This is a genomic window from Spirosoma foliorum (assembly GCF_014117325.1).
GTDB lineage: Bacteria > Bacteroidota > Bacteroidia > Cytophagales > Spirosomataceae > Spirosoma > Spirosoma foliorum.
Genome location: NZ_CP059732.1, coordinates 2,352,266 through 2,374,483, shown reverse-complemented (window position 1 = coordinate 2,374,483; position 22,218 = coordinate 2,352,266). Strand labels below are relative to the sequence as shown.

20 protein-coding genes are annotated in these 22,218 nt (G+C 46.8%); 10 read left to right on the top strand and 10 right to left on the bottom strand.

Annotated features, from left to right (window positions below):
* Positions 1 to 4: 4 nt before the first annotated feature.
* Positions 5 to 502 (bottom strand): cupin domain-containing protein, encoded by a 498-nt coding sequence (locus H3H32_RS09745; protein ID WP_182462489.1) that lies wholly within the window; start codon positions 500 to 502, stop codon positions 5 to 7.
* A 256-nt stretch (positions 503 to 758) separates the two neighbouring features.
* Between H3H32_RS09745 and H3H32_RS09740 the strand changes: the two genes are divergently transcribed.
* Complete coding sequence (locus tag H3H32_RS09740; protein WP_182462488.1) at positions 759 to 1,700, top strand: NAD(P)-dependent alcohol dehydrogenase; 942 nt, start codon at positions 759 to 761, stop codon at positions 1,698 to 1,700.
* Between the two features lie 703 nt (positions 1,701 to 2,403).
* On the top strand, positions 2,404 to 3,483 hold the full coding sequence (locus tag H3H32_RS09735; protein WP_182462487.1) for a fasciclin domain-containing protein: 1,080 nt from the start codon (positions 2,404 to 2,406) through the stop codon (positions 3,481 to 3,483).
* A 332-nt stretch (positions 3,484 to 3,815) separates the two neighbouring features.
* On the opposite strand, the gene H3H32_RS09730 is transcribed toward H3H32_RS09735, so the two are convergent.
* Entirely contained in the window at positions 3,816 to 4,004 is a 189-nt protein-coding gene (locus H3H32_RS09730) for a hypothetical protein (RefSeq protein WP_182462486.1), read from the bottom strand.
* 251 nt (positions 4,005 to 4,255) lie between these two features.
* A complete protein-coding gene (locus H3H32_RS09725) occupies positions 4,256 to 5,725 on the bottom strand; it encodes a DEAD/DEAH box helicase (protein WP_240543818.1) in 1,470 nt (489 codons plus the stop codon).
* 378 nt (positions 5,726 to 6,103) lie between these two features.
* On the opposite strand from H3H32_RS09725, the gene H3H32_RS09720 reads away from it, so the two are divergent.
* The 4 genes from H3H32_RS09720 (at position 6,104) to H3H32_RS09705 (ending at position 11,143) form a co-directional block, all read left to right on the top strand.
* Positions 6,104 to 7,174 (top strand): L-dopachrome tautomerase-related protein, encoded by a 1,071-nt coding sequence (locus H3H32_RS09720; RefSeq protein ID WP_182462484.1) that lies wholly within the window; start codon positions 6,104 to 6,106, stop codon positions 7,172 to 7,174.
* Between the two features lie 68 nt (positions 7,175 to 7,242).
* Entirely contained in the window at positions 7,243 to 9,354 is a 2,112-nt protein-coding gene (locus H3H32_RS09715; protein WP_182462483.1) for a TonB-dependent receptor, read from the top strand.
* An 88-nt stretch (positions 9,355 to 9,442) separates the two neighbouring features.
* Positions 9,443 to 10,081, top strand: coding sequence for an ABC transporter ATP-binding protein (locus H3H32_RS09710; protein ID WP_182462482.1), 639 nt, complete (start codon positions 9,443 to 9,445; stop codon positions 10,079 to 10,081).
* The gene (locus H3H32_RS09705; RefSeq protein ID WP_182462481.1) at positions 10,082 to 11,143 is read left to right on the top strand and encodes a hypothetical protein; all 1,062 of its coding nucleotides are present in this window, start codon (positions 10,082 to 10,084) and stop codon (positions 11,141 to 11,143) included. It begins immediately after the preceding gene.
* Between the two features lie 70 nt (positions 11,144 to 11,213).
* On the opposite strand, the gene H3H32_RS09700 is transcribed toward H3H32_RS09705, so the two are convergent.
* The 5 genes from H3H32_RS09700 to H3H32_RS09680 form a co-directional block, all read right to left on the bottom strand.
* Entirely contained in the window at positions 11,214 to 13,880 is a 2,667-nt protein-coding gene (locus tag H3H32_RS09700; RefSeq protein WP_220472626.1) for an ABC transporter permease, read from the bottom strand.
* Entirely contained in the window at positions 13,877 to 14,212 is a 336-nt protein-coding gene (locus H3H32_RS09695) for a PadR family transcriptional regulator (RefSeq protein WP_182462480.1), read from the bottom strand. The genes H3H32_RS09700 and H3H32_RS09695 overlap by 4 nt, the downstream gene beginning before the upstream one ends.
* A gap of 229 nt (positions 14,213 to 14,441) precedes the next feature.
* Positions 14,442 to 15,422, bottom strand: coding sequence for a Gfo/Idh/MocA family protein (locus H3H32_RS09690; protein ID WP_182462479.1), 981 nt, complete (start codon positions 15,420 to 15,422; stop codon positions 14,442 to 14,444).
* Positions 15,423 to 15,531: 109 nt separating this feature from the next.
* Positions 15,532 to 16,848: an aminotransferase class V-fold PLP-dependent enzyme gene (locus H3H32_RS09685; protein WP_182462478.1), complete on the bottom strand. Its 1,317-nt coding sequence runs from the start codon at positions 16,846 to 16,848 to the stop codon at positions 15,532 to 15,534.
* A 254-nt stretch (positions 16,849 to 17,102) separates the two neighbouring features.
* The gene (locus H3H32_RS09680) at positions 17,103 to 17,591 is read right to left on the bottom strand and encodes an energy transducer TonB (RefSeq protein ID WP_182462477.1); all 489 of its coding nucleotides are present in this window, start codon (positions 17,589 to 17,591) and stop codon (positions 17,103 to 17,105) included.
* 149 nt (positions 17,592 to 17,740) lie between these two features.
* Between H3H32_RS09680 and H3H32_RS09675 the strand changes: the two genes are divergently transcribed.
* Positions 17,741 to 18,049, top strand: a complete 309-nt coding sequence (locus tag H3H32_RS09675; protein ID WP_182462476.1) for a hypothetical protein — start codon at positions 17,741 to 17,743, stop codon at positions 18,047 to 18,049.
* A 98-nt stretch (positions 18,050 to 18,147) separates the two neighbouring features.
* Here the strand turns inward: H3H32_RS09675 and menB are convergent, their stop codons facing one another.
* Together menB and H3H32_RS09665 are read right to left on the bottom strand one after the other, a co-directional pair.
* The gene (gene menB, locus H3H32_RS09670) at positions 18,148 to 18,972 is read right to left on the bottom strand and encodes a 1,4-dihydroxy-2-naphthoyl-CoA synthase (RefSeq protein WP_182462475.1); all 825 of its coding nucleotides are present in this window, start codon (positions 18,970 to 18,972) and stop codon (positions 18,148 to 18,150) included.
* A gap of 91 nt (positions 18,973 to 19,063) precedes the next feature.
* Positions 19,064 to 19,528: a DUF2452 domain-containing protein gene (locus tag H3H32_RS09665; RefSeq protein WP_182462474.1), complete on the bottom strand. Its 465-nt coding sequence runs from the start codon at positions 19,526 to 19,528 to the stop codon at positions 19,064 to 19,066.
* Between the two features lie 118 nt (positions 19,529 to 19,646).
* On the opposite strand from H3H32_RS09665, the gene H3H32_RS09660 reads away from it, so the two are divergent.
* From H3H32_RS09660 to H3H32_RS09650, 3 genes are all read left to right on the top strand, one after another.
* Positions 19,647 to 20,114 carry a QcrA and Rieske domain-containing protein gene (locus H3H32_RS09660; protein WP_182462473.1) on the top strand — a complete coding sequence of 156 codons (468 nt, stop codon included), beginning with the start codon at positions 19,647 to 19,649 and terminating at the stop codon, positions 20,112 to 20,114.
* 94 nt (positions 20,115 to 20,208) lie between these two features.
* The gene (locus H3H32_RS09655; protein ID WP_182462472.1) at positions 20,209 to 21,324 is read left to right on the top strand and encodes an AMP-binding protein; all 1,116 of its coding nucleotides are present in this window, start codon (positions 20,209 to 20,211) and stop codon (positions 21,322 to 21,324) included.
* Positions 21,325 to 21,351: 27 nt separating this feature from the next.
* The gene (locus H3H32_RS09650) at positions 21,352 to 22,092 is read left to right on the top strand and encodes a hypothetical protein (RefSeq protein WP_182462471.1); all 741 of its coding nucleotides are present in this window, start codon (positions 21,352 to 21,354) and stop codon (positions 22,090 to 22,092) included.
* Positions 22,093 to 22,218 lie beyond the last annotated feature (126 nt).

Here is a 22,218-nt window from a genome sequence, read left to right as displayed (position 1 = left end):
CATTTTACCCCAGATAATCGGGTGGAAAAACTTGCTGACCATGCTTTTCGGCGATAGCCTGCAAGTGTTTAATCGTGGCTGCATCCAGCAGCGGTGGCGGAAGAAACTGGCCGGGGGCAACAGGTTGGCCGATCTCCTCAAATAACGATTCCAGACCGGCCGGTACTACGGTGCAAAGTAAATGGGCCGTTTGCTCAGTCTTATTCTTGAACCCGTGCACCACGCCCCCTTTAGGAATGGTAATCAATGATCCTTTGGTCGCTGTATACTTGCCAAATTCGGATCTAACCTCGATTTCGCCTTCAACCACGTAAAAGGATTCTTCAAAATTCGCGTGGGCGTGTGGTCCAGGCCCTCCGCCGGGAGGGATAAGCATGTCAATCGTTGCGAAGGCTCCTTCTGTGTCTTTGCCACTAACCAGAATTCGGTAGGTGCTCCCCCCGACAGAAACGCTTTTCCCCTCTTGAGGGCCAACAGTGATCGGTTTTTGGTGATTTTCCATGATGCATGATTTAATTACGGTACAAAACTCGGAAGGATCCATCTTGGAAAATATTCCAATGTGACCGTAAATCAGTCCTATCGGACAAACCAAATCGGACAGTTAGCACCCTCTATATAATACGTAAAGAACGCCTGCTGGGCCGATATAGGGCGTAATCTACCTCGTCGGATTCGACTGTTTTTCCGACTTTTTGCGCTATTTATAGTTCGTTCTATCGTCCACCTTTGCTGTATAGAAACGAACACACATAGCCATGAAAAAAGTAATGTATAACCAGTTCGGCGACGAAAGCGTGCTGGAATTAGTCGAGCAAGTAGTGCCAGGTATCCAGAAAGACCAACTGCTGATCCGGGTAAAAGCGGTTTCAATTAATCCCCTGGATTGGAAGGTGTACGGCGGAGAAATGAAATTGATGTCGGGTTCTAAATTTCCTAAATCAGTAGGTATCGATTTCTCGGGTATTGTCGACCAAATCGGAAGCGACGTTACCCGCTTTAAAGTAGGGGATGCGGTCATTGGCCTACTGGACGTATTCAAAGGTGGTGCCCTGGCAAATTACGTTGCAGTCCATGAGACCGACATTAGCCCAAAACCTGCCAATGTCTCCTTTGAAAAGGCAGCCGCCTTACCCGTAACCGGACTGTCAGCCTTGCAAATCATTGATCAATTGGCCGCCGTCGGCCCAAAACAGGATGTATTGATCAACGGAGCTACTGGTGGAATTGGCCTATTTGCTGTGCAGATTGCCAAAAAACGAGGAGCCCGCGTGACGGCGGTTGTTAGTACCAAAGGTGTTGAAGAGGCCATAAAATGGGGGGCAGATACTGTAGTCGACTACACCAAGCAAGCTATCAAACAGCTAAATCAGCAGTTCGACGCGGTTATTGACCTATCCACCAAGCTGTCATTTAAGGAGGCCAAGAGCCTAATGAAACCAAGAGCAGTCTTTGTCAGTACACTTCCCTCCCCCTTAACGCTCCTTTACTCGTTTGTTAACAATCTCATTTCCGGAAAAAAACTAAAAATCCTGATCCTAAAACCAACCGTTGACGGACTCACTACGTTGACGAAGCTCGCTGAAACTGACCTGGAGGTCGTGCTGGATAAGACGTACTCGCTTAGTAACGTCAGGGAAGCCTACCGCGAATCTCGTCGTACTAAAATTATGGGGAAGTCGGTGATTGTTCTTGATTAACTTCCAGAGATAGTATTGTGATCAATTCTGCTAAACGTTCCGTTTAAGAAGTGGCTAAAGGATTCCTTCCACTACCCGACACTTGGCTACCGACACAAACTACTGCGCCGATTCAAGCCAGGAGGCTTTCTCAAACAAAGTCACTAGAGCGGTCAATAGTCAATGCAGAATATGGAGGTATAGACTTCTTGTCTACCATTGGATAAAAAAGATGCTAATTGAACGCGACAAATGGCTAATCTATTTTTATTGATGCTTAAATAACGACCGACTTAGGCCTGATTTTGTAAGGTCTGTTTTCCTTTGATGAGCGGTGTATAAGTCAGTAGTAGCTACTAGGTTAAAAACTTAAGAAAATGAATTTCCTACCTCAGCGAAGTAAGCTCCTGTATCCCATTTCGAGAATTACATCGCTACGTTCTGGATTGCCAAAACTGTACTCTTTATAGCGCAATTAAGGATCATTTAACATCTTTGCTATCCTATACTACTCTCCTACTAACGGGTACAAAATAAAGCAATCTTGTACAATTAATTATATTATTTCAATTGATAGTAAGGCATTATCAAGATGGTAACCTATTTGTCAACGATTGCTATTACAACAATTTAACTTTTACTGAAGTTAATAATTCTGTTTGCTCAGCTCGCTTCGTTGTCCGCGCGGCTGGATTGAGCGTTTTTTTAACTTTATAATCAACGTATGAAAAAGCTAACGGTTTCCTCCACCCTAGGGCTATTAATGGCCATTTTTTTTGTTTGTTCAGGGCAATTCCTGATAAGTTGTAAGAACGATACCCCCGATCCAAATCCTACTACAGGAACCACAAATCCCGGTTCGGGTACGGTAACAACCCCAGGTACCGGAACAACAACTACCCCTGGTACTGGCACGACTACAACACCTGGTACTGGAACCACATCAACCGGTTCAGTTGTATCGGTCAGTGAAACAATTGGACAAACAGCAAATTTAACCTTGCTGGCTGCAGCAGTTGCAAAAGCAGGTTTAGGATCAGAATTAAACAAAGGTGAACTAACCTTATTTGCTCCAACCGATGATGCCTTTAAAGCAGCCGGTTATGCAACTACCACGGCTATCAATGCATTGCAAGCCTCCGATCTACAACGTATTCTCAGATACCATGTCATTGGTTCGCGCATTGATCTGGGCGCTTTTCCAACCAATGTAAATACTTCCTATCAAACGACACTTGCCGACAGCCGAGTTGTCGTTTTTAAATCAGGGGAAACTGTTACCGTCAACAATGCGAAGATCATTCAGGGTAATATTGCTACAACGGGCAGTGTCATCCATATCATTGATCGGCTACTGATACCACCCACAATTACTGTTGTGGATCTGGTCAAGAGCAATGCTGATTTATCGTTGCTGGCAGCTGCTATTGATCGGGCTGGCAGTACAATCCAAACCCTTGCTACCACGAATACAGCTACGGGCATTAGCGTGTTTGCGCCTACCAATGCAGCGTTTAAAGCGGCCGGGTATGCCGACGAGGCAGCGATAAAAGCGGCTGATCCTAAAGTATTAGCCAATCTGCTTAGTTATCATATTCTAAATTACCGGGCCTATTTACAAACATTCCAGAATGGATCAGACATTGTGACGGCTCAAGGCGAAAGCCTTCGATTTACCGTGAGTAATAATAAAGTAACTATTCTTGGAAAAGGGAATGGAACGAATGTAGCGACAATTACACAGGGTGATTTTTCTACTACTGGTGGAGTTGTTCACATCGTTGACCGGGTTTTACTTCCCTAATATTGACACTCCATAGCTGAGTAAGCTCACTTTCTTAGGATACCACGGTTTACGATTTTGACCTATTTCCTTAAGAAAGTGAGCTTGCCGTTTTAGACGCTTCGTTTAGAACGATTGAGCCATCAAGCAGAATTAAGTTCAGGGGACGTAAGTTGGGGGATAGCGCATATAGTGGCCAGTAAACCCTGTGTTTTAAAAGACTTCTATAAGCGAATAACAAACACAATCTTTAAGGAGAGTACTCCTTATTTGCTTATCTATAAAAAGTACTATGAAGTGCTTACTCTAGGTAGTGAAGTTAGATTCTCGTTCGTGAACTAAACTGATCGGTTCTACTCTATAAACTTCAATGGAGTTACTAATCGCCATTCCGATTCGGGGTTGTTCCGTTCAAACATTATATTGAAGGCAAATACAGTATTGTCTGACTGAACATCGGTCAGGCTATGTCCTTCTGGCGGATGTTCAGAACTAATAGGAGTATATAAGGCTACTTTATAGCGAGTACTTCGAATACTCATTTGATTAATTCGCTGGGTTAATTCTTGGGAGAAGCGTAATGAAATACAATGCATCTTATTAGACTGGTTACTTATGTTTCCCTTAAAACGAATAAGCTGGCTAAACTCCGTATTTCACGCTATATTTTTTCTATTTCGCAAACTACAGGAAGGATTGCGAAATAGCTTAATCAATGTCATTTCTTCCTACGAACACCGTTCCTTTGAGGAAAATTTAATGCCGAGTGGGCAAGATATCCTATAAATAGGTATTACTCTCCAGCGGGCACTGAAGCGGGTGCCTGGTTCTGATCATTCGAGCGACCTTCCCCTTTAGGCCCTTTCCGACGTTTTTTTCGTCGCTTGTTTCTGGCCTTCCCATCGCCATTGGCTGAAGTTGGCGGCACACTTCCCCCCGCAATTTCAGTAGGCGTCCCTTCGGTAACACCCACTACGCCTTCCGGGCGGGGTTTACGTTCGGCATCAGCTCCCTGTTCACGACGACGCTCACGCCGTTCGCCCGAAACTGGTTGACTACCTTCTGGCCTAGGCTGCCCACCTCCACGACGGCCATCGCGTCCACCTTTACCATTATTGTTACGGGCCCCGCCTTTACCACGTAGTCCGCTAAATCGTTTCGGATCAAAAATGGGCGATTTGCCCATATCTAACGCTTCTGTAATCGATTGTTTGTCCACGTCACGCTCAATCAGGCGTTCAATGTTTACAATACGGTTCTGATCCTGATCGCTAATAAACGTAATAGCCGTACCAGTGGTAGCCGCTCGTGCCGTTCGTCCAATTCGGTGAACGTAATCTTCGGCATCACGCGGAATGTCGTAATTAACGACGTGTGTCAGATTATCAATATCAATGCCCCTCGATAGCACGTCGGTCGCGACCAGAATTGGGAAGGCTTTGTTTTTAAAATCGCGAAGAACCACTTCCCGGTCGTCTTGCTCCAGATCAGAACTGATACCGCGCGCGTCATAACCCAGTTTACTCAAAGCCCGCACAATGCTGTTTACCTCCGATTTCCGTGACGTAAACAGCACCATGCTTTGCACGGGTTTCGTACTGTTTTTAATCAAATGTGCCAACAACGGCAGTTTCTGACTATCGTAGGCCAGATAGAATTGTTGATCGATGCCAGCGGCTGGTTTCGAAACGGCCAGTCGAATTTCTTCAGGATCAGTCAGGATTCGCTTCGAAAACTCGCGGATTTTATTGGGCATGGTAGCTGAAAAAAGCAACGTTTGCCGCTTAGTGGGCAGTTTCGCTACAATGTTCAGAATATCATCCGAAAAGCCCATATCGAGCATTTTATCGGCTTCATCGAGTACTAGATAGTCGATCTTGTCGAACTTCACATAGCCGAGTTGCATGTGTGCAATCAGTCGGCCAGGTGTAGCAATAATGATATCGGCTCCCGTTTCGAGGGCTTTGCGTTGTTTATCCCAATCATCGCCTTTTCCACCGCCATAAATAGCAATACTATTGGCATTCACAAAATAACCGAACCCTTCAACCTGTTCATCAATCTGCTTTGCCAGCTCACGGGTTGGAACCAGAATAAGCGTACTGGTATGATCGTGGTCGGCGTGCGAAATTCGGTCAAGGAGGGGAATCAGGTAAGCGGCTGTTTTTCCTGTACCCGTTTGAGCACTGGCAATCAGATCGCGTCCGTCAAGAATTTTGGGAATCGCCAACTCCTGAATGGGTGTGGCTTTTAAGTAGTTCATGGCATCCACTCCGGCCAACAGGTCGTCGTGGAGATTAAATTCCTGAAATGTCAAGGTAACAGCTGAATGATGGTGGAACACAACTGACCTTACTTTCCCGGTCAGTAAACCGCTTGATTTGAAACAAATATAACGAAAAAACAGAATTTACCTAGTAAGCGGCCTGGAGGCTGTTTCTCGAATTTTGCACTGTCAACGTATCCACTAACAGCTGCATCAGTGACCTTACCTCCATGTTAAGCGAACTAATCCGGTTCCTAAACCTTTTCTAACTACCTGAGTTCGTTTTGTAGAGAAAAGCCCATTCTTATACCAACAGGTAGGAATTTTCGCCGTTTACTCTTGTTTGTGAATTTAGTTAGCCTGAAATCGACTCCTATGAAAACATATATCGTTTGTGTATTCTTACTGATTAACAGTCTGCTCACACTAGCCCAATCGAAGCTGGAAACAGTGGCCGAATTTGGCAAACACCAACCCATTGGCTTAGGTGTTTCGCAGGAGAACCGCATTTTTGTTACGTTCCCAAAGAATCCAACGAACTATGATTATGGTCTGGCAGAGATTATCAAAGGGAAACGGTATCCCTATCCGAATGCGGAATGGAACCAGTGGGATTCGTTGAAACCACAAAGTCGATTTATCAATGTACAGGCTCTTTTCGTCGATCAATCCAACATGCTTTGGGTACTTGACCCCGCCAGTCCTGCCGGTCAGAAAGCGCTTACGGATGGGATTAAGCTCGTAAAAATAAACCTTGCTACGAATCAGGTGGAGAAGATTTATCGATTCGAAGATTTACCCCGCGAACGTACTGGCCTAAATGATGTTCAGGTTGATTCAAAGCAACAGGTTGCGTATCTCTCAGACCCAGGACGAGGTGCCCTTGTTGTGCTGGACCTCAGGTCGGGCAAAAGCCGGACCGTTTTAGAAAATGATCCTTCCACAAAGGCCGATCCGAATTTTGTACTGACCATTGATAGAAAGGAGGTGCGGGACAACAAAGGGAATCCATTCAAGAGTAACGTCAATGGCATTGCGTTGACACACGACTACAAGTACCTCTATTTCAGACCAATTACCCAGACAAAATTATTCCGCATTGCCACTAGCTACCTTATAAACTCAGCCCTGTCGCCCAGCGAATTAGCTGCACACGTTGAGGTAATGGGTGAAACGGGGGTTTCGCACGGTATGCTTGCGGATAAACAGGGGAATGTGTATCTGACGGACTCTCCCGATAAAGCCATTCGGTACTTTACGCCTAAGCGAGAATTAAAACTGCTTGTGCAGGACAATCGTTTACTTTGGCCCGATAGTTTCGGCATTGGCTCCGACGGCTATTTGTACGTAACAGCCGCCCAACTCCATCGGGGCAAACGCTATAATAATGGGGAAGACAAAGTGGAATACCCATTTCGGTTATATCGAGTGAAACTTCCGAAATAAGAAGCCAGTTTTACGGCATTCATTCTCTTATTTCAGTTGTACTTTTGCGCTACTTATCTTGTAGCCCTATGCTCAAACGTTTCCTACTCTTCACGCTAATTAGTGGTTTTCTTTTCCCTTCATTTCTTTTCGCTCAAGCCCCTACGGCCTCTTCCTTAGAGGACACGCTCCAACTCAATGAAGTTGTGGTGCGGGGTTACGCAACTAATCGACGTCTACTCGAAACGCCAGCATCAGTCGGATTGCTCACGCGTCGGGATTTGAACCAGCGCTTTGGCGCGCCTACGTTGATTCCGGCACTGAATACGTTACCAGGTGTTCGGGCCGATGAACGATCGCCGGGAAGTTATCGGCTTGCCATTCGGGGAAGTGCCATTCGGTCGCCGTTTGGTGTACGAAACATCAAAACGTACTGGAACGAAATGCCCCTTACAGATGCGGGCGGCAACACCAACCTGAATGCGCTTGACGTTCGGGCATTCGGCCGAATTGAGGTTATCAAGGGTCCGTCGGGAAGTTTGTACGGTGCCGGAACGGGCGGTACGCTTCTATTTAGTGGGTTGGGCGTTCCAGCGGGTAAAAGTACAATCGAACTTTCGGCTCTGGGCGGCTCCTATGGATTATACGGGAATGGACTGGTGCTGCAAACTGGCAAAAACAACTCAGCCATATCGCTCAATTACAATCATTTACAATCAAATGGCTACCGCGACCAAAGTGCTGTGGTGCGAGACAATCTGAGCTTTACCGGCTCATTCAATGTCAGCCCCAAACGGACGGTTTCGATGTTGGCGTTGTACTCAGATCTACACTATCAAACACCGGGTGGTCTGACCGAAGCCCAGTTTCTGGCCAACCCTCGTGCCTCTCGTCCAGCAACGGCTACTCTCCCAAGCAGTGCCGCTCAGAACGCCGGGATTTATCAGAAAGTGGGCTATTTCGGATTGTCGCACGAATATCGCTGGAGTGATCGTATCCAGAATACAACGGCCATTTTCGGCACTACCACCGACTTCGCCAACCCCTTTATTACGAACTACGAAAGACGAACCGACCAGGGCATAGGGGGCCGAACCGTCACCCAAATCCGTTTCCCGAACAGCCCATTGCCAACGGTGGTAACCATTGGAGGTGAGTTCTTACGCAACTTTACGGTCGACCGGAATTTTGGAAACCGGGGTGGCGTACCCGATAGTATCCAGACCGACGAAGAACTCATTTCGAGACAATCAACCATTTTTGCCCAAGCGGAAACCGAACTGCCTGCTCATTTCCGACTAACGGCAGGCTTGAGTCGCAATGATGTCCGGTACGATTTTACCCGGTTTATGGTACGATCTGGAGGATTGCCCACCGCTATGATCACCCGGAATTTTACTCCAGTCTGGTTACCACGGGTGGCTCTGCTCCGCACGTTTGGGCCAAACATCTCGGCTTTTGTCAGTATCAGCACGGGCTACTCGGCTCCATCAAGCCAGGAAATACATCCTTCGGCCGGTGGCTTCAGTACGACCCTTAATCCCGAACGTGGAACCAGCTATGAAGTAGGTCTGCGCGGAACAGTTCTCAACAGTCGGCTTCGGTTCGATATAGCTCTGTACAAACTTCAATTACGTGAAACCATCGTGCGTCGGTCAGATGCAGCCGGAGCCGACTACTTTGTCAATGCTGGCCGGACCGATCAGCCGGGATTAGAAACGCAAGTCGCCTATGATTTTGTCATGCCATCGTCTGTTTCCAGCGCTTCGACATTCTCTCTGTTCCGATTGTGGAACAACCTGACCTTGATCAATTATCGGTATCGCGACTATCAACAAGGTACCGTCGATCTGTCGAACAATCGTATTCCGGGTGTAGCGCCTACAACCAATATTACGGGTATCGATGCAGAAACCAAATCAGGTTTTTACGCTCATTTGACCTACCAGTTTCTGCTGGAATTTGCATTGAACGATGCCAATACCGCCTTATCGAACCCAACTCAATTATTACAGGCAACACTCGGTTTCCGGCGAAATATGGGGCAACACTGGATGCTTGATGTATATGCCAGTGGCGATAATCTACTGGACAGAAGTTACTCTCTCGGCTATGATCTGAACGCCGTTGGGAACCGCTATTACAATGCAGCCCCCGGCCGAAATGGCATGGGCGGTGTGCGATTAAGCGTAAAATGGTAAATGATAATGATGAATTATAAATGATGAATGATGAATTTTGTCAACCGCATCATTCGTCATTTATAATTCATCATTCATCATTCAAAAGTTGCTCACCGTCTCTAACCTCACTAAAGCCTATAATGGGCATATTGCCCTAACGGTCCCGGAACTGCATTTAGCAGCGGGCATCCACTATTTCCGGGGCGGAAATGGCTCTGGCAAAACAACATTTTTCCGAACGGTAGCTGGCTTACTGCCCTTTTCGGGAGAAATTGTTCTGGACAACAACTACGAGATCACGCAGAATCCGATCGATTATCGAATGCGGGTCAACTACGCTGAAGCAGAGCCACTTTACCCCTCTTTCCTGACAGCCCGCGATCTGGTTGCATTTGTTGGCAAAGCCAAACAATCGCCCGCTGGTCAAGTAGATGCCTTAGGCGAGCTGTTGGGTGTGGATGCCTTCTGGACTAAGCCAACGGGACAGTTTTCGAGTGGTATGCTCAAGAAGTTATCGCTGCTGCTAGCCTTCCTCGGAACACCCCGCCTAATTCTGCTCGACGAGCCGCTAACAACCTTAGACGTAGCAACCACCGAAAGGCTCTTTACCTATGTGCGACAGCTTCGGGATGAGCAGCACGTTTCTTTTTTGCTGACTTCTCATCAGGACGTTAGCCTGACAGGCTTATCGATAACCAGTGTCTGGCAGGTGAGTTCGGGAGTCATTACACAAAGTGAATTATAAATGCTGACGTTCCTAAACAAACTCCTGATTGGTCCCTTTTACGCCAAAAATGCAGGTACGTTTCTGGTAATACTTCTTTTAGCCTTTGGCTTTCTAAGTGCCACGGAACATAAAGCGCTTATTACTGCCGCATTGGGTTCACCGTTTTTTCTGGCTATTGTATTCGTTCTGTGGGGATTATATCTCCTGAAAACCATCTCGTTCATCTGGCAGGAATTAACGGCTCCAGAGCATTTTTTTCTGCAGACGTTCTGGCTCGTACCAAAACCTACACGCTGGGCGCTCTGGTTGGCGATACAAACGGGTCTGTTATTACCTATTATTGCGTATGCAGGCTGGATGGTACAAATGGCTGTCCATTATCAGAAATGGGATTCGCTTAGTGCTATTGTCCTCGTTATGCTGGCCCTGATTGGAACGGGAGCAGCTGCGGCTGATTATCGGCTTCGACACCCTAATCCCGAATCAATTCGTTTACCGCATTTAACAGTTCGACTCCCTTACGAGCTGTTTTTTCCCACTTTCTGGCTACGGTATGAACCGCTCTCATTCCTGTTGACAAAAGCTTTTTCAGGATTACTACTAGCCGGTGTCTGCCGTCTGTACCCCACTGACGATTACGACCAGCGTCTCTTGTTGATTGGGTTGTTGCTCGCTATTTTAGGGCATTCGCAAGTAGGCAATCAAATCAGCGAATTTGAGCAAAAGTATCTGCTTCTCTTACCCAATCTGCCTCTGTCGTGGTTACAGCGATTACGCCGATATGCGCTCACTTACGGCATCATCTGGTTACCCGAACTCCTGATTTTACTTCGCAACTGCCCCTCCGACATTGGTTTCGAGTATATCATCCGGCTCTGGTTAACGGGCTGGGGTGCTTTATTATTCATGCATAGCCTCGCTTATGGTCGAAACATCATACCAGACCGCTGGCTGTCGGGCGTACTCGCTACGTTTATTGGCGGTCTTTTAGCTATTATGTTTGGAGTTCCCGTAGGCGTGTGGCTGGTGCTGGGTTGGCTGGGGGCCGTTGGCTTTTGGTATCGGTCGGTTCGCACGTAGAGACGCAAGGTATTGCGTCTCCTATGCGTCAGCAAAACCATCCGGTCAGGAGACGCAAGGGGTTGCGTCTCTACTCGCTCTTCAACACCTTAGCCGGATTGTTTCTGGCGGCTTTTAACGTTTGGGAACCGATCAGTAAAAAGGCCAACACCATCACCACCACTACACCAATCAGCAATTCACTCAGTCCGATAGGCTGGTGGTAGGCGAAATTGGTTAGAACAACTTTGTCAAAGAAGAAGTAGGTAACTGGTAGGGCGACTAAGCTAGCGATCAGTAACAGGCCTAAAAATCCTCTACTGAGCAAGAAAACCAGACCACCTTCGGTTGCTCCCAGTACTTTCCGGATGCTGATTTCCTTTAATCGGGTTTCGGTGGTGAACACAACCATGCCAAACAAGCCTAGTGAGGCAATGCAGATGGCCAGAAAGGCAATGAAGCCAATTACCTTCACCATGACGGAGAACTGACTGTAAGCCTCTTCAATCTGATCATCATAGAATTTGGCCTCCAGGGGATGAACTTTGTCGATCTTGCGCCAGATATTGTCGATACTTGCCATAGTAGCAGGTAAATCGGTGGAGGCAATCTTCACATTCAGATACCCCCAGGGCTCATCGGCTGAGTACCGGAACATGACGGGCTCAATCTTCTTTTCCATCGTTCCGTAGTGAAAATCCTTTAGCACGCCTACGATAGTGAGTTTGTTGCCATCCACAGTTACCACTTTACCCAGCGCTTTTTCAGGGTTTCTATTGGCAATATTGAACCGTTTTAGTACCTGCTCATTCACGATGACTTCACTTTCTTCTCCTTTCTTCGGGCGCAACGTAAAGTTTTTACCAGCCACCATCTTATGATTGTGTACAGGTAAATAGTGTTCATCAACCAGATTGAGCCAAACCATTGCCGAATCTCGGGGATCGGTATATTTCATACTGGTGCCATGAATACTGCCCAGGCTTGTTATCATCATCGATTGGGAAATTTCCCGAACAGCCGGAATTTCCGATAACTCTTTGGCTACTATATTTCCTTTATTGCCCTGCAACCGGATATTCAAAATATTTTCAGTCGTAAAGCCCAGGTCGAACAGAACAAGTCCCCGGTATTGATTATAGCCAATCAGGGTGGTGGCAATAAATATCAACGAGAATGTATATTGGATGACGATCAACGCTTTACGGATACTAACCCGTTGAAATACTTTGACGCTTGAAACGTCCTTTATCACCTGAAGGGCACTAATTCGGGAGAAAAACAGGGCGGGCAAAAATCCGGCGGCAAGGCCAACCAACATGGCGAAGACCAGAAAGTAGAGAATGATTCGGGGCGATAATTCAAGTAAAAGCAGATCACCGATATGTGGGTCTAATGCTAGAAATTGAGCGCGTAAGAACAAAAACAAGCCAAATGAAAACACCAGGGCCATCAGGGCAATAATTACTGATTCCGCCATAAACTGCCCTAACACGTGGCTTTTCATCGCACCTATAATTTTACGAATGCCTACTTCACGGGATCGCCGGAGTGAACGGGCGATCGAGAGGTTCGTGTAATTAAAACAGGCCGAGAGGATAATAATGAACGCCAGACCAGCTAAAATCCACATGACAATGGGCCTCATGCTGGGTCCAATTGCGTTATCGAGCCGCCTACTTAATACGACTTCGTTTAATGACTGAAGCGCAACAGTATACTTTCTATTCTTTATGGCAGCATTCTCCTTCTTACTTAGTTTATCAAGGGCCAGTTGTAGCGATTCAGGATTACTGGTTGATGGCAGAACCATATAGACATAGTTCTGCCAGACGTTTTCCCAGCTATAAAAATTAGGATCTTTTTTAGCTAACAACGCATCGGCCGTAGCAAACGAAACAAGGGCTTCAAAGCGTAAATGCGATAGTTTAGGTACGTCTTTCGCAATACCAGTAACCGTATAATTCAGTGAATCAAAACGTACATTCTTGCCTAGTGGGTCAACATCTCCGAACAGTTTTTTGGCCGTTTTTTCAGTTAACACCAACGAATAGGGTTCTTTGAGAGCCGTAGCCGGATCGCCTTTTAGCAAGGGAAATGAAAATACCTTAAAGAATGAGTCATCTGCCCAGTAGGCATCGAATGGCACAACCGTTTCTCCCACATGAGCATCCCCCGAGAACCCATTGCGAAGAATCGTCAGTTCTTCTATGCCTGCTACCGTTTTCCGAATTTCCTGACCAACCTTTACGGAAGTAGAGGCCAACTCCACCGCAGGCTGATCTAAATTCTGAAATGTAGTAATGACTCGATAGGTTCTATCCCTCTTCAGCTGAAAATCATCGTACGAAAGAAAATCGGAGATTATAGAAATAACAAGTAAGCCCACCGACATGCTAACGGCCAGCCCGAAGATGTTAATGAAGGAAAATAATTTGTTGCGCACCAGACTGCGCCGGGAGGTTTTGAGGTAGCTGCCAATCATGATCCAGTGAATGAGAAGATTAATAAAATCGGGTTTGCGAACAGTATAAGGTCGGAAGAATTTTAGGGCATCCAGGCAGTAAATAAGGCGGGCGCGTTTAGCGCCTTTCGTTTTTAGATTACGCTCGAAATATTCGTTAAGGTCGCCCTGTAGATCTTCAAGCAAGGCAGGGCGGCAATACCAACGCAACAGGTCCTGCGCCCAACGGGGCGGTTTGGGACTGTCTGGTTTATCGGAGTCTGTACGGTCGTTTTGATTAATAAATCGATTCATATTGAGCCTTCCAGATTGAATCCGGGAATAATCCGCCAGAGTGATTCACGAACTTCTTTGGCATTGGTCAAGGCAATTTTACCCGCGTGCGTAACTTCGTAATAGCGCTTGCGCTTTCCTCCCCGTGTGTTAGTTGCTTCGCCCATTCGGCTTTTCACCAACCCCTTCTCTTCCAATCGATTCAGCACAGCGTGCACAACGCCTAGCTTCGCAGCCCGACCCGTATGTTTTTCCAGTTCATCGCAAACGGCTACACTATAGGCGTCGTTAACGAGTGCGGCAATCGTCAGCAGCACCAATTCTTCAAATTCCCCTAGGTTACTCCCCTTCATTGACTTATGGACAGTTAAAACCTATAAGGTCTTAGAGACCTTATAGGTTTATAATCATAAATGCCAAACCTATTAATTCTTCAAATGTATGTAAAATGAGTTTATTAATTCTGCATTTGTATGTAAAATATTTTCAGGCAATGTAGAGACGCAATCCCTTGCGTCTCCTATGCGTCAGCAACATTTATCCAATTAGGAAAAGAGACGCACAGGGTTGCGTCTCTACTTGTTAACGTGCTGTAATCCAATCCAGAACCATATTAGCCCGCGCGCCTGTTTCGCCCGTACTAGAGCTTTTTCCACCGCCCCGAAGTTGGTTCACGATCGATTCAATAAGGGGGTGTTGTATATTTTCTGGGGCTGGAATGGTGTACTCAACAAGTCCTGCTTCCGTTTCTACTTTGATGAGATTCATCGTAAAAAAGGAAAATGAAATCTTTCCTTTAGAGCCAATAAGTTCCGTTTCTTCAATGCGCTGTTCTTTATTCACAGTATAGCACCAGGTTCCGGTTCCCAAAACACCGGACTCGAATTCGAAATTGGCCACAACAATATCATCGGCCTGATACAAGCCTGCCTGATTTCGAGCAATTCCGCTGGCCGTTTTGATAGGGCCAAGCACATATTCCAGATAATCGAATTGGTGAGAGGCCAGATCGTGGAAATGGCCGCCACCCGATATGTCAGGATCGACCCGCCATCTGGGTTTCGCGTTCTCCCCTACTTCTTCGTCATAGGGTTGCCAATTCAACTGAATCCGAACGTACCGAATGTCGCCAATAACTTTCGTATCGATCAACTCTTTTATCTTCAGAAAATACGGCAACGCCCGGCGGTAATAGGCAACTAATAGTGGCATACCCGTTTCCCGACTGACCTGATTCATAGCTTCACATTCGGCAGCATTTCGGGCCATTGGTTTTTCTACGTAAACGGGTTTCCCAGCGCGCATTGCCCGAATGGCGTACTCAGCATGCGTATCAGGTGGCGTAGCTACATAGACCGCGTTGACGTTGGGGTCATTGATCAGAGCATCGGCATCGTCGTACCAGGTGGGCACGTTATGTCGTTGGGCGTAATCGGCGGCTTTCCCGGCATCTCTCCGCATAACTGCCACCAAACTCGAATTCGGAACTTTAGTAAAAGCCGGTCCACTTTTCACTTCGGTCACGTCTCCGCAACCAATAATTCCCCATCTAATCTCATCCATTGGGTATACCATGTTATTCGTTAAAAATAGAACGCGGATTTTTATGATTGCCGTGATCAGTTAGGATCAACCATAGCAATCATAAAAATCCGCGTTCTATTTTTCTACTCTAGCTCTTTTTCTGCTTGCTGGCAACAGCCTGTTTCTCCGCTATTTGCGTAATAGCTACCACCAATCGGTCGAGATCTTTGGGGGAATGATACACGTGGGGGGTTACTCTTACGCCATGAATGTTTTCCCAATCGATGCCCGTTGTATGAATTTTATACTTGTTCAACAACTGCCCGTCTACTTCGCTGGTTTTCATGCCATCGATGGAAAACAAGCCAACAGCACCCGCAAATTCTGGTTTGAGTGATGTATGAAGCTTTACCCCAGGCACATCTTTCACCCGTTCCATCCAGTAATTTTTGAGGTAATGGGCTCTGACAAACTTACGGGCTGTGCCAATGCTGTTGTGGAAATCAACGGCAGTACCGATAGCCATTTCGGAGGCAAACGATCGCGTACCCAGACTCTCGAATTTACGAATGTCCGGGCCATCGGGTTCGTTGTTCGATAGCAGTGCCCAGATGTTGCGAATCTTGTTCTGCTTAATGTATAACATGCCGCTACCAAAAGGCGCACAGAGCCACTTGTGCAGGCTGGTAGCATAGTAATCGGCACCAAGATCAGGAATTTTAAAATCGAATAACGCAAACGAGTGCGCACCATCAGCAATCACCTCAATACCGCGCTTGTGAGCTTCATCGGCTATTTTTCGGACAGGCATCACCTGCCCGATCCAGTTGATCATGTGGGTAATATGAACTACTTTGGTTCGGGGAGTGAACGCCTTGACGTACTGCTCCGTCAAGTACTTATCGTCCTCACTGGGCAGTTCTAAGTCCAGAAACACCAGCTTGATACCATCGCGTTTTTCGCGCTGTTTCCAGGCGTTGAGCATGTTCGGGTAATCCTGTTTGGTGAGTACAACCTCATCACCTGCTTTCAGATTCAGGCCAAAAATAACCGTGTTCAAGCCTTCGGTAGCGTTCCGATTAATGGCGATTTCTTCGGGTGAGCAGCCGCCTAAATCGGCCAGTTTTTCACGCAGCGATTCGCGACCCTGATCCAGTATCCGCCACATATAATACGAGGGGGCTTCGTTACAATACTGGTAAAATCGGATGTGGGCATCCTGAACAACTTTTGGTTGCGGACAAACACCGCCATTGTTTAGATTAAGCAACGTAGGCGATACGGTGTACTCTGATTTCACCCACGACCAGAAATCCTCATCCTGCGCCCATTGAGCCGCGGATTTTAGTCCAACATCAGCCGTGGAAATAGGGCTGGCAACTGTTTCGGGTAAAAATTGCGGGAGAGTCAGGGCACCCGTGGCTGCGGCTGCGGTTTGGCGGAAGAAGTTCCTACGAGTAGACATGATCGCTTATGTATATGAGGATGAACGCTGTACGGTAAAACTACACGTTTTTGCGCAAAAATGGTCAGACAAAAGCAGCGGTGAACGGCAGATTTTCAAATTATTCTGCCGCTTATCCGGCATTTTACCGAATATAGTATGTTATTGCTCCTCAACGTGGTGTCGGTTTCTCAAAACCGACACCACGTTGACAGGCTACATGTACCTCGTTAACGGGTTATCCTGCCTACGAAAACTCGGCTTAGTTAAAGGATTTAATAGGTCCTCCCCGATAAGATTCGCTCGCTACTATTTACGTTACTCCCCAAAACTTTAATTTCATTCAGGATAACGCGGCCTGCCAAATCCTGAACATACAAGGTGTCTTTAGGGACAAATTGCCTGTCCTTTTGTCGGTAGTCGACCAGGATAAACGAAATCGGTAAAATATAACTTCCAGTATACCGTAGATTCAGCGATGGTAGCTTTTTTAAAGCGGTTATGATCGTTTGTTCAAAGCCCACGTAATCGCCTTCGACACTATGATTCAGAATTGAAATATCCTGAACACGCCCTCTATCGTCAACGTTAAATCCAGCAAAAACCCGATTATACCGATTTGATAACTGGGCCTGGCGAGGATATTTAAGCCGACGTTTCAGAATTGTTGTAAAAACAGGATCTTGATTCAGCGTAGAGTTGGATCCCTGAGCTACAGCTACTTGCGCAAGTAGCACCAGCAAAAGGAGTCGAAAGTAAGTCATAGTAATCGTATATAAGCTACTTCCTAAAGTAACCAGCACGCGGTTTCTACGGTTGTTACTTACAGAAGTCGGTCGCTTTCATAACGTACTTTTTTGTTCGTTACACCTTACTACAAGCGCCTAATTCAACCTCACCTATACAATTAACTATGACAACTAAAACATCACGATTTAACTGGCAGAATACCTATTCATGGGCCTCGCTCATTGGCTTTATCATCTGGTCGCTTACTATTATTGGGAAGGTTACTTACTTTGCCCATGATGGCTTGGGCTATGGAATTGTTGTCATGGGACCCGTATATTTCTTTATCCCAGCCTTACAGATACTACTTTGTGGATTAACAACTTATCGCTGGCAGGAGTGGCGCGATCATCGGAAACGGATGATTACATTAGTATGCTCGCTAGGTGTATTAGCTTCCTTACCTCTCCTGATCGTTCTGAAAATTCTATAAAGTGCAATCCGTCCATTTCAGAAAAAAGCCCTACCAAACAGCGATTTATACGCTCTTGGTAGAGCTTTTACAACGAAGCAGGCTTAACCCGCTGTTTATTAGGGAAACTTCGGAAACTTGCTGAAGTCGGGTTTGCGCTTTTCCAGGAAGGCATCTTTACCTTCTTTCGCTTCTTCAGAAAGATAATAGAGCAAGGTAGCATCACCAGCCAATTGCTGAATACCCGCCTGCCCATCCAGTTCCGCATTGAACGAAGCTTTCAGCATACGGAGCGCAATTGGACTTTTATCCAGGATTTTACGGCACCAGGCAATGGTTGTTTCTTCCAGTTGATCGAGGGGAACAACTTTGTTAACCAGGCCCATATCTAAAGCCTCCTGTGCGTCGTACTGATCACACAAGAACCAGATTTCGCGGGCTTTTTTCTGACCGACAACCCGCGCCAGATACGATGCACCAAACCCCCCATCGAACGAGCCGACTTTAGGTCCTGTTTGACCAAAACGGGCATTTTCGGCCGCAATACTCAGGTCACAGACAACGTGCAAAACGTGACCACCACCAATCGCGTAACCGGCCACCATTGCAATAACAGGCTTGGGAATCCGCCGGATTTGCATTTGCAGATCCAGGACATTCAAACGAGGAACTTTGTCTTCACCAACATAGCCCCCGTGCCCACGAACCGACTGATCGCCCCCAGAGCAGAATGCTTCTCCCCCTTCACCTGTGAGGATAACGACACCAACGCGTTCGTCCTGCCGAGCAATTTCCATCGCTTCCGACATTTCCCTGACCGTCAGGGGCGTAAAAGCATTACGCTTGTGTGGACGATTGATACTGATTTTGGCAATTCCGTCGTAATAGCTAAACAGAATCTCCTCGTATTCTTTAATGGTTTCCCAGGGGTAATTGCTTTGCATTTTGTATTGAGTGAATAAGTGATTGAGTGATTGAGTGAAAAACCAGCGACAAAGCACTCAATCACTCATTCACTCAATCACTCAATGAAAATTATTCAGTCGTTGAAAATTCTGTTTCGTGATACTGCACATCCCAGGTATGATCGGCCATCATGCGGACAGTGGCGAGGCAGCGCTCAAATGGAAACTTGCGGCCCCACTCGTTTGGACCAATCATGGATAGCAGATCGGTGCCGTTTTTGCGCTGATAAAAATGATAGGTATGCCCAACAACGGGTTCGAAATTCATCTGGGCGGAATAAATACGCTCCGATATTTCGACTCGATTCCGAATAGCTGTTGCCTGCTCGGCCAGTAACTGCATTTGCTTGTACAGTTGGCTGAGTTGCATGTCGGTTTGTTCGCGCATGGCCGCCACGGCGCGTCCGGTGATCTTGCCCTTGTCTTCAGGACGGATAATAGCGCTACCCGCTGTGTGCGCATACTCCAGCAGGCCCGGTGCCTCGGCAACTTTATCCGGCGAAATCGGATTGATGATAACTTTCGCTTCTTCCATAATTAATAATTGGGTAACCGCCCTGCAAACGTCTTTGTTCGCTGTCGTTGAATGACAAAAAATAACGCATATTTACACCCTGAACGGCGTGATGCCACAAAAGTACGCGAAAACCGTTATGGAAACTACCCTTCCATCCACAGATCAACCAACAATGCCCCGACAGGCGTTTCTGAAACTTGTTGGCACCAGTATCGGGTCAATTATCCTGACACGCAGTATGGCCGGTTGTGCCGGACAGGGAAGCTCTGACCCAACGCCAGATCCTGCCCAAAAAGTTGATTTTACACTTAGTTTGAATGACAATGCCAACCAGAACCTGCTTGTTAAAGGCGGTTATGTGATTGTCGATAATGTCATGGTCGTTCAGACTAAAGATGGAAAATACGTAGCCGTTTCAGCGAAATGCACGTATGAAGGGACAAAGCTGGTCTACAAAGCAGCTGATAATCAGTTTTATTGCCCGCTCGATCTTTCTCGTTTCGATACCAACGGGAAAGTAGTTTCGGGACCAGCCAAACAGCCGCTAACCATTTATATCATCGACTCCAATCTCACGTCTGGTACCCTGCGGGTGCATAATTAATGGATAATGTGTAATGAACAATGGATAATGAATCGCAATTAACTATCCACTGTTCATCATACATTATCCATCATACATTCTGCATTATCCATTAATGATCCTCTCCCCTATCAAGTCTGACTCCTGGCCTTTACCCCAAACGCCTTATGAGGAAGAAGCCCTGGCTTTTTGTCGAGCTTGGTTGAGTGGTCAGGATGAATTTACGCTTTATACGTCTGGCTCTACAGGCACTCCTAAACCCATTCAGCTGACACGGGCGCAAATGCAGGCAAGTGCCCGATTAACTGGACAAACCCTTGGCTTGCAGTCAGGCGACACAGCTCTTGTTTGTCTGAATATCCATTACGTAGCGGGTGTTATGATGCTAGTGCGGGGCCTGGAGCTTGGTCTTCCGCTAACGATCATTGAACCAACCGCCAATCCGCTGAGCGATTTTAACGCAACTGACAATCACTTTGCATTTACGGCACTAGTCCCCCTACAGTTACAGACTATTCTGGAAAAGAATGACGCCGACCAACTGACCATTTTAAACGGGATGAAGGCCATTTTGGTAGGAGGTGCTGCAACAAGCCCAACGCTTGAACGAGCACTTCAGATAATCACGGCACCTGTTTACGCTACTTATGGCATGACGGAGAGCGTCTCACACATCGCTCTCCGACGACTCAATGGGCCAGCTGCCAGCGATTTATTTACGGCTTTGGCTGGCGTTGACTTAGGAACCGATGAGCGGGGCTGTTTACACATCACCTCAGCCGCCACAAATTTTGAGCGAATTCAAACCAACGATGTCGTTGAACTAGTCGACCCTATGCATTTTCGACTGCTGGGTCGGGCGGACCGAGTCATCAACAGCGGGGGTGTTAAAGTGCAGCCCGAACAGGTAGAACAGCTAATTCATAACGTACTAGGCTCACTACACTCCGAAAACTACAATGGTCGTTTATTTGTAGCAGGTCTGGCAGATGAACGGCTGGGGCAACGCGTGGTGATGGTGTATGAGCGTGGGGCGCGTGGCACGGAGCATGGGAGCAGAAAAGATGTAGACAGCAGCCTGGACGGGGTGACCTGGGCGACGATACAGGCAACGGTTCGTGAGAAATTAGGGCCTTATGCGGTCCCGAAAGAAATCATTTTCGTTGACCAATTTCTAGAAACACCCACGGGCAAGGTTGACCAAAAAGCGACGATAGCACAAATACACTAACTTTGTCGGACTGTTAACCGACGTGTTATGTCTTTCAAAAGTCTCCAGATTCGCTATCAGACCGCCCGGTCATTGCCTGCCCCCTACGCGTATTTTTATACCCTGACCATCGATAAAATTGCTGGCAACGCCATTCAGGTAGCCATTTCTATTACATATCCTGATCGTGATGATATCGATGATGACGAGTTGATCGCCGAAGGCTATACCCGTGACGACGATTATGTCTGGTCGGGGCAATTGCCGAGGGCCTGGTGGGAAGCGTTGGCCAATCTGGTTGGCAAAACACGTCTGCAACCAATTGATGAAGACGAACTGGATGAGGACGATGATTTCTGGGACGTTACGATTGAGACCGATAACGGCAGTAAATCCCAGGGAAAGCCCGTCAAAGCTGAGGATTGGCAGTATTTAATACAGGAACTGATTCAGGCTTCCTACGAAGTTGTTGCCCGCGAGCGTCCTTTTGAACTGTTATTTCTAAGCATTAATGGTCAGCAAGGTATTTCAGAAACTCGCTTAACAGCCTCTTTCGCCGAGCGAACAGTTAAGATTACAAGCGTCGAAAATCGGCGTGAGCAAACTAAACTGCTTCCCTGGTCGACCTTACAACACGTCATGAATCAAGTGTATAACCATGATTACGACCCGGATGAGGCCGAGCTAAAACGCCCTAGACAGGAAGGGCAATGGCTCAATCTGGGCAGCGAGGAATGGTATGAAATAAGCGATTATCGGACGTTGGTAAAAACACTAAAAGGCTTGTAATCTGGCGCGAGTATTTACTCGTGCCTATATATATCGTCAGCATTCGCTGGCGCAAAAATAAGTAGTCAGTATGCCAGCGAATGCTGGCGATATAATAGACACGAGTAAATACTCGCGCCAGATAGG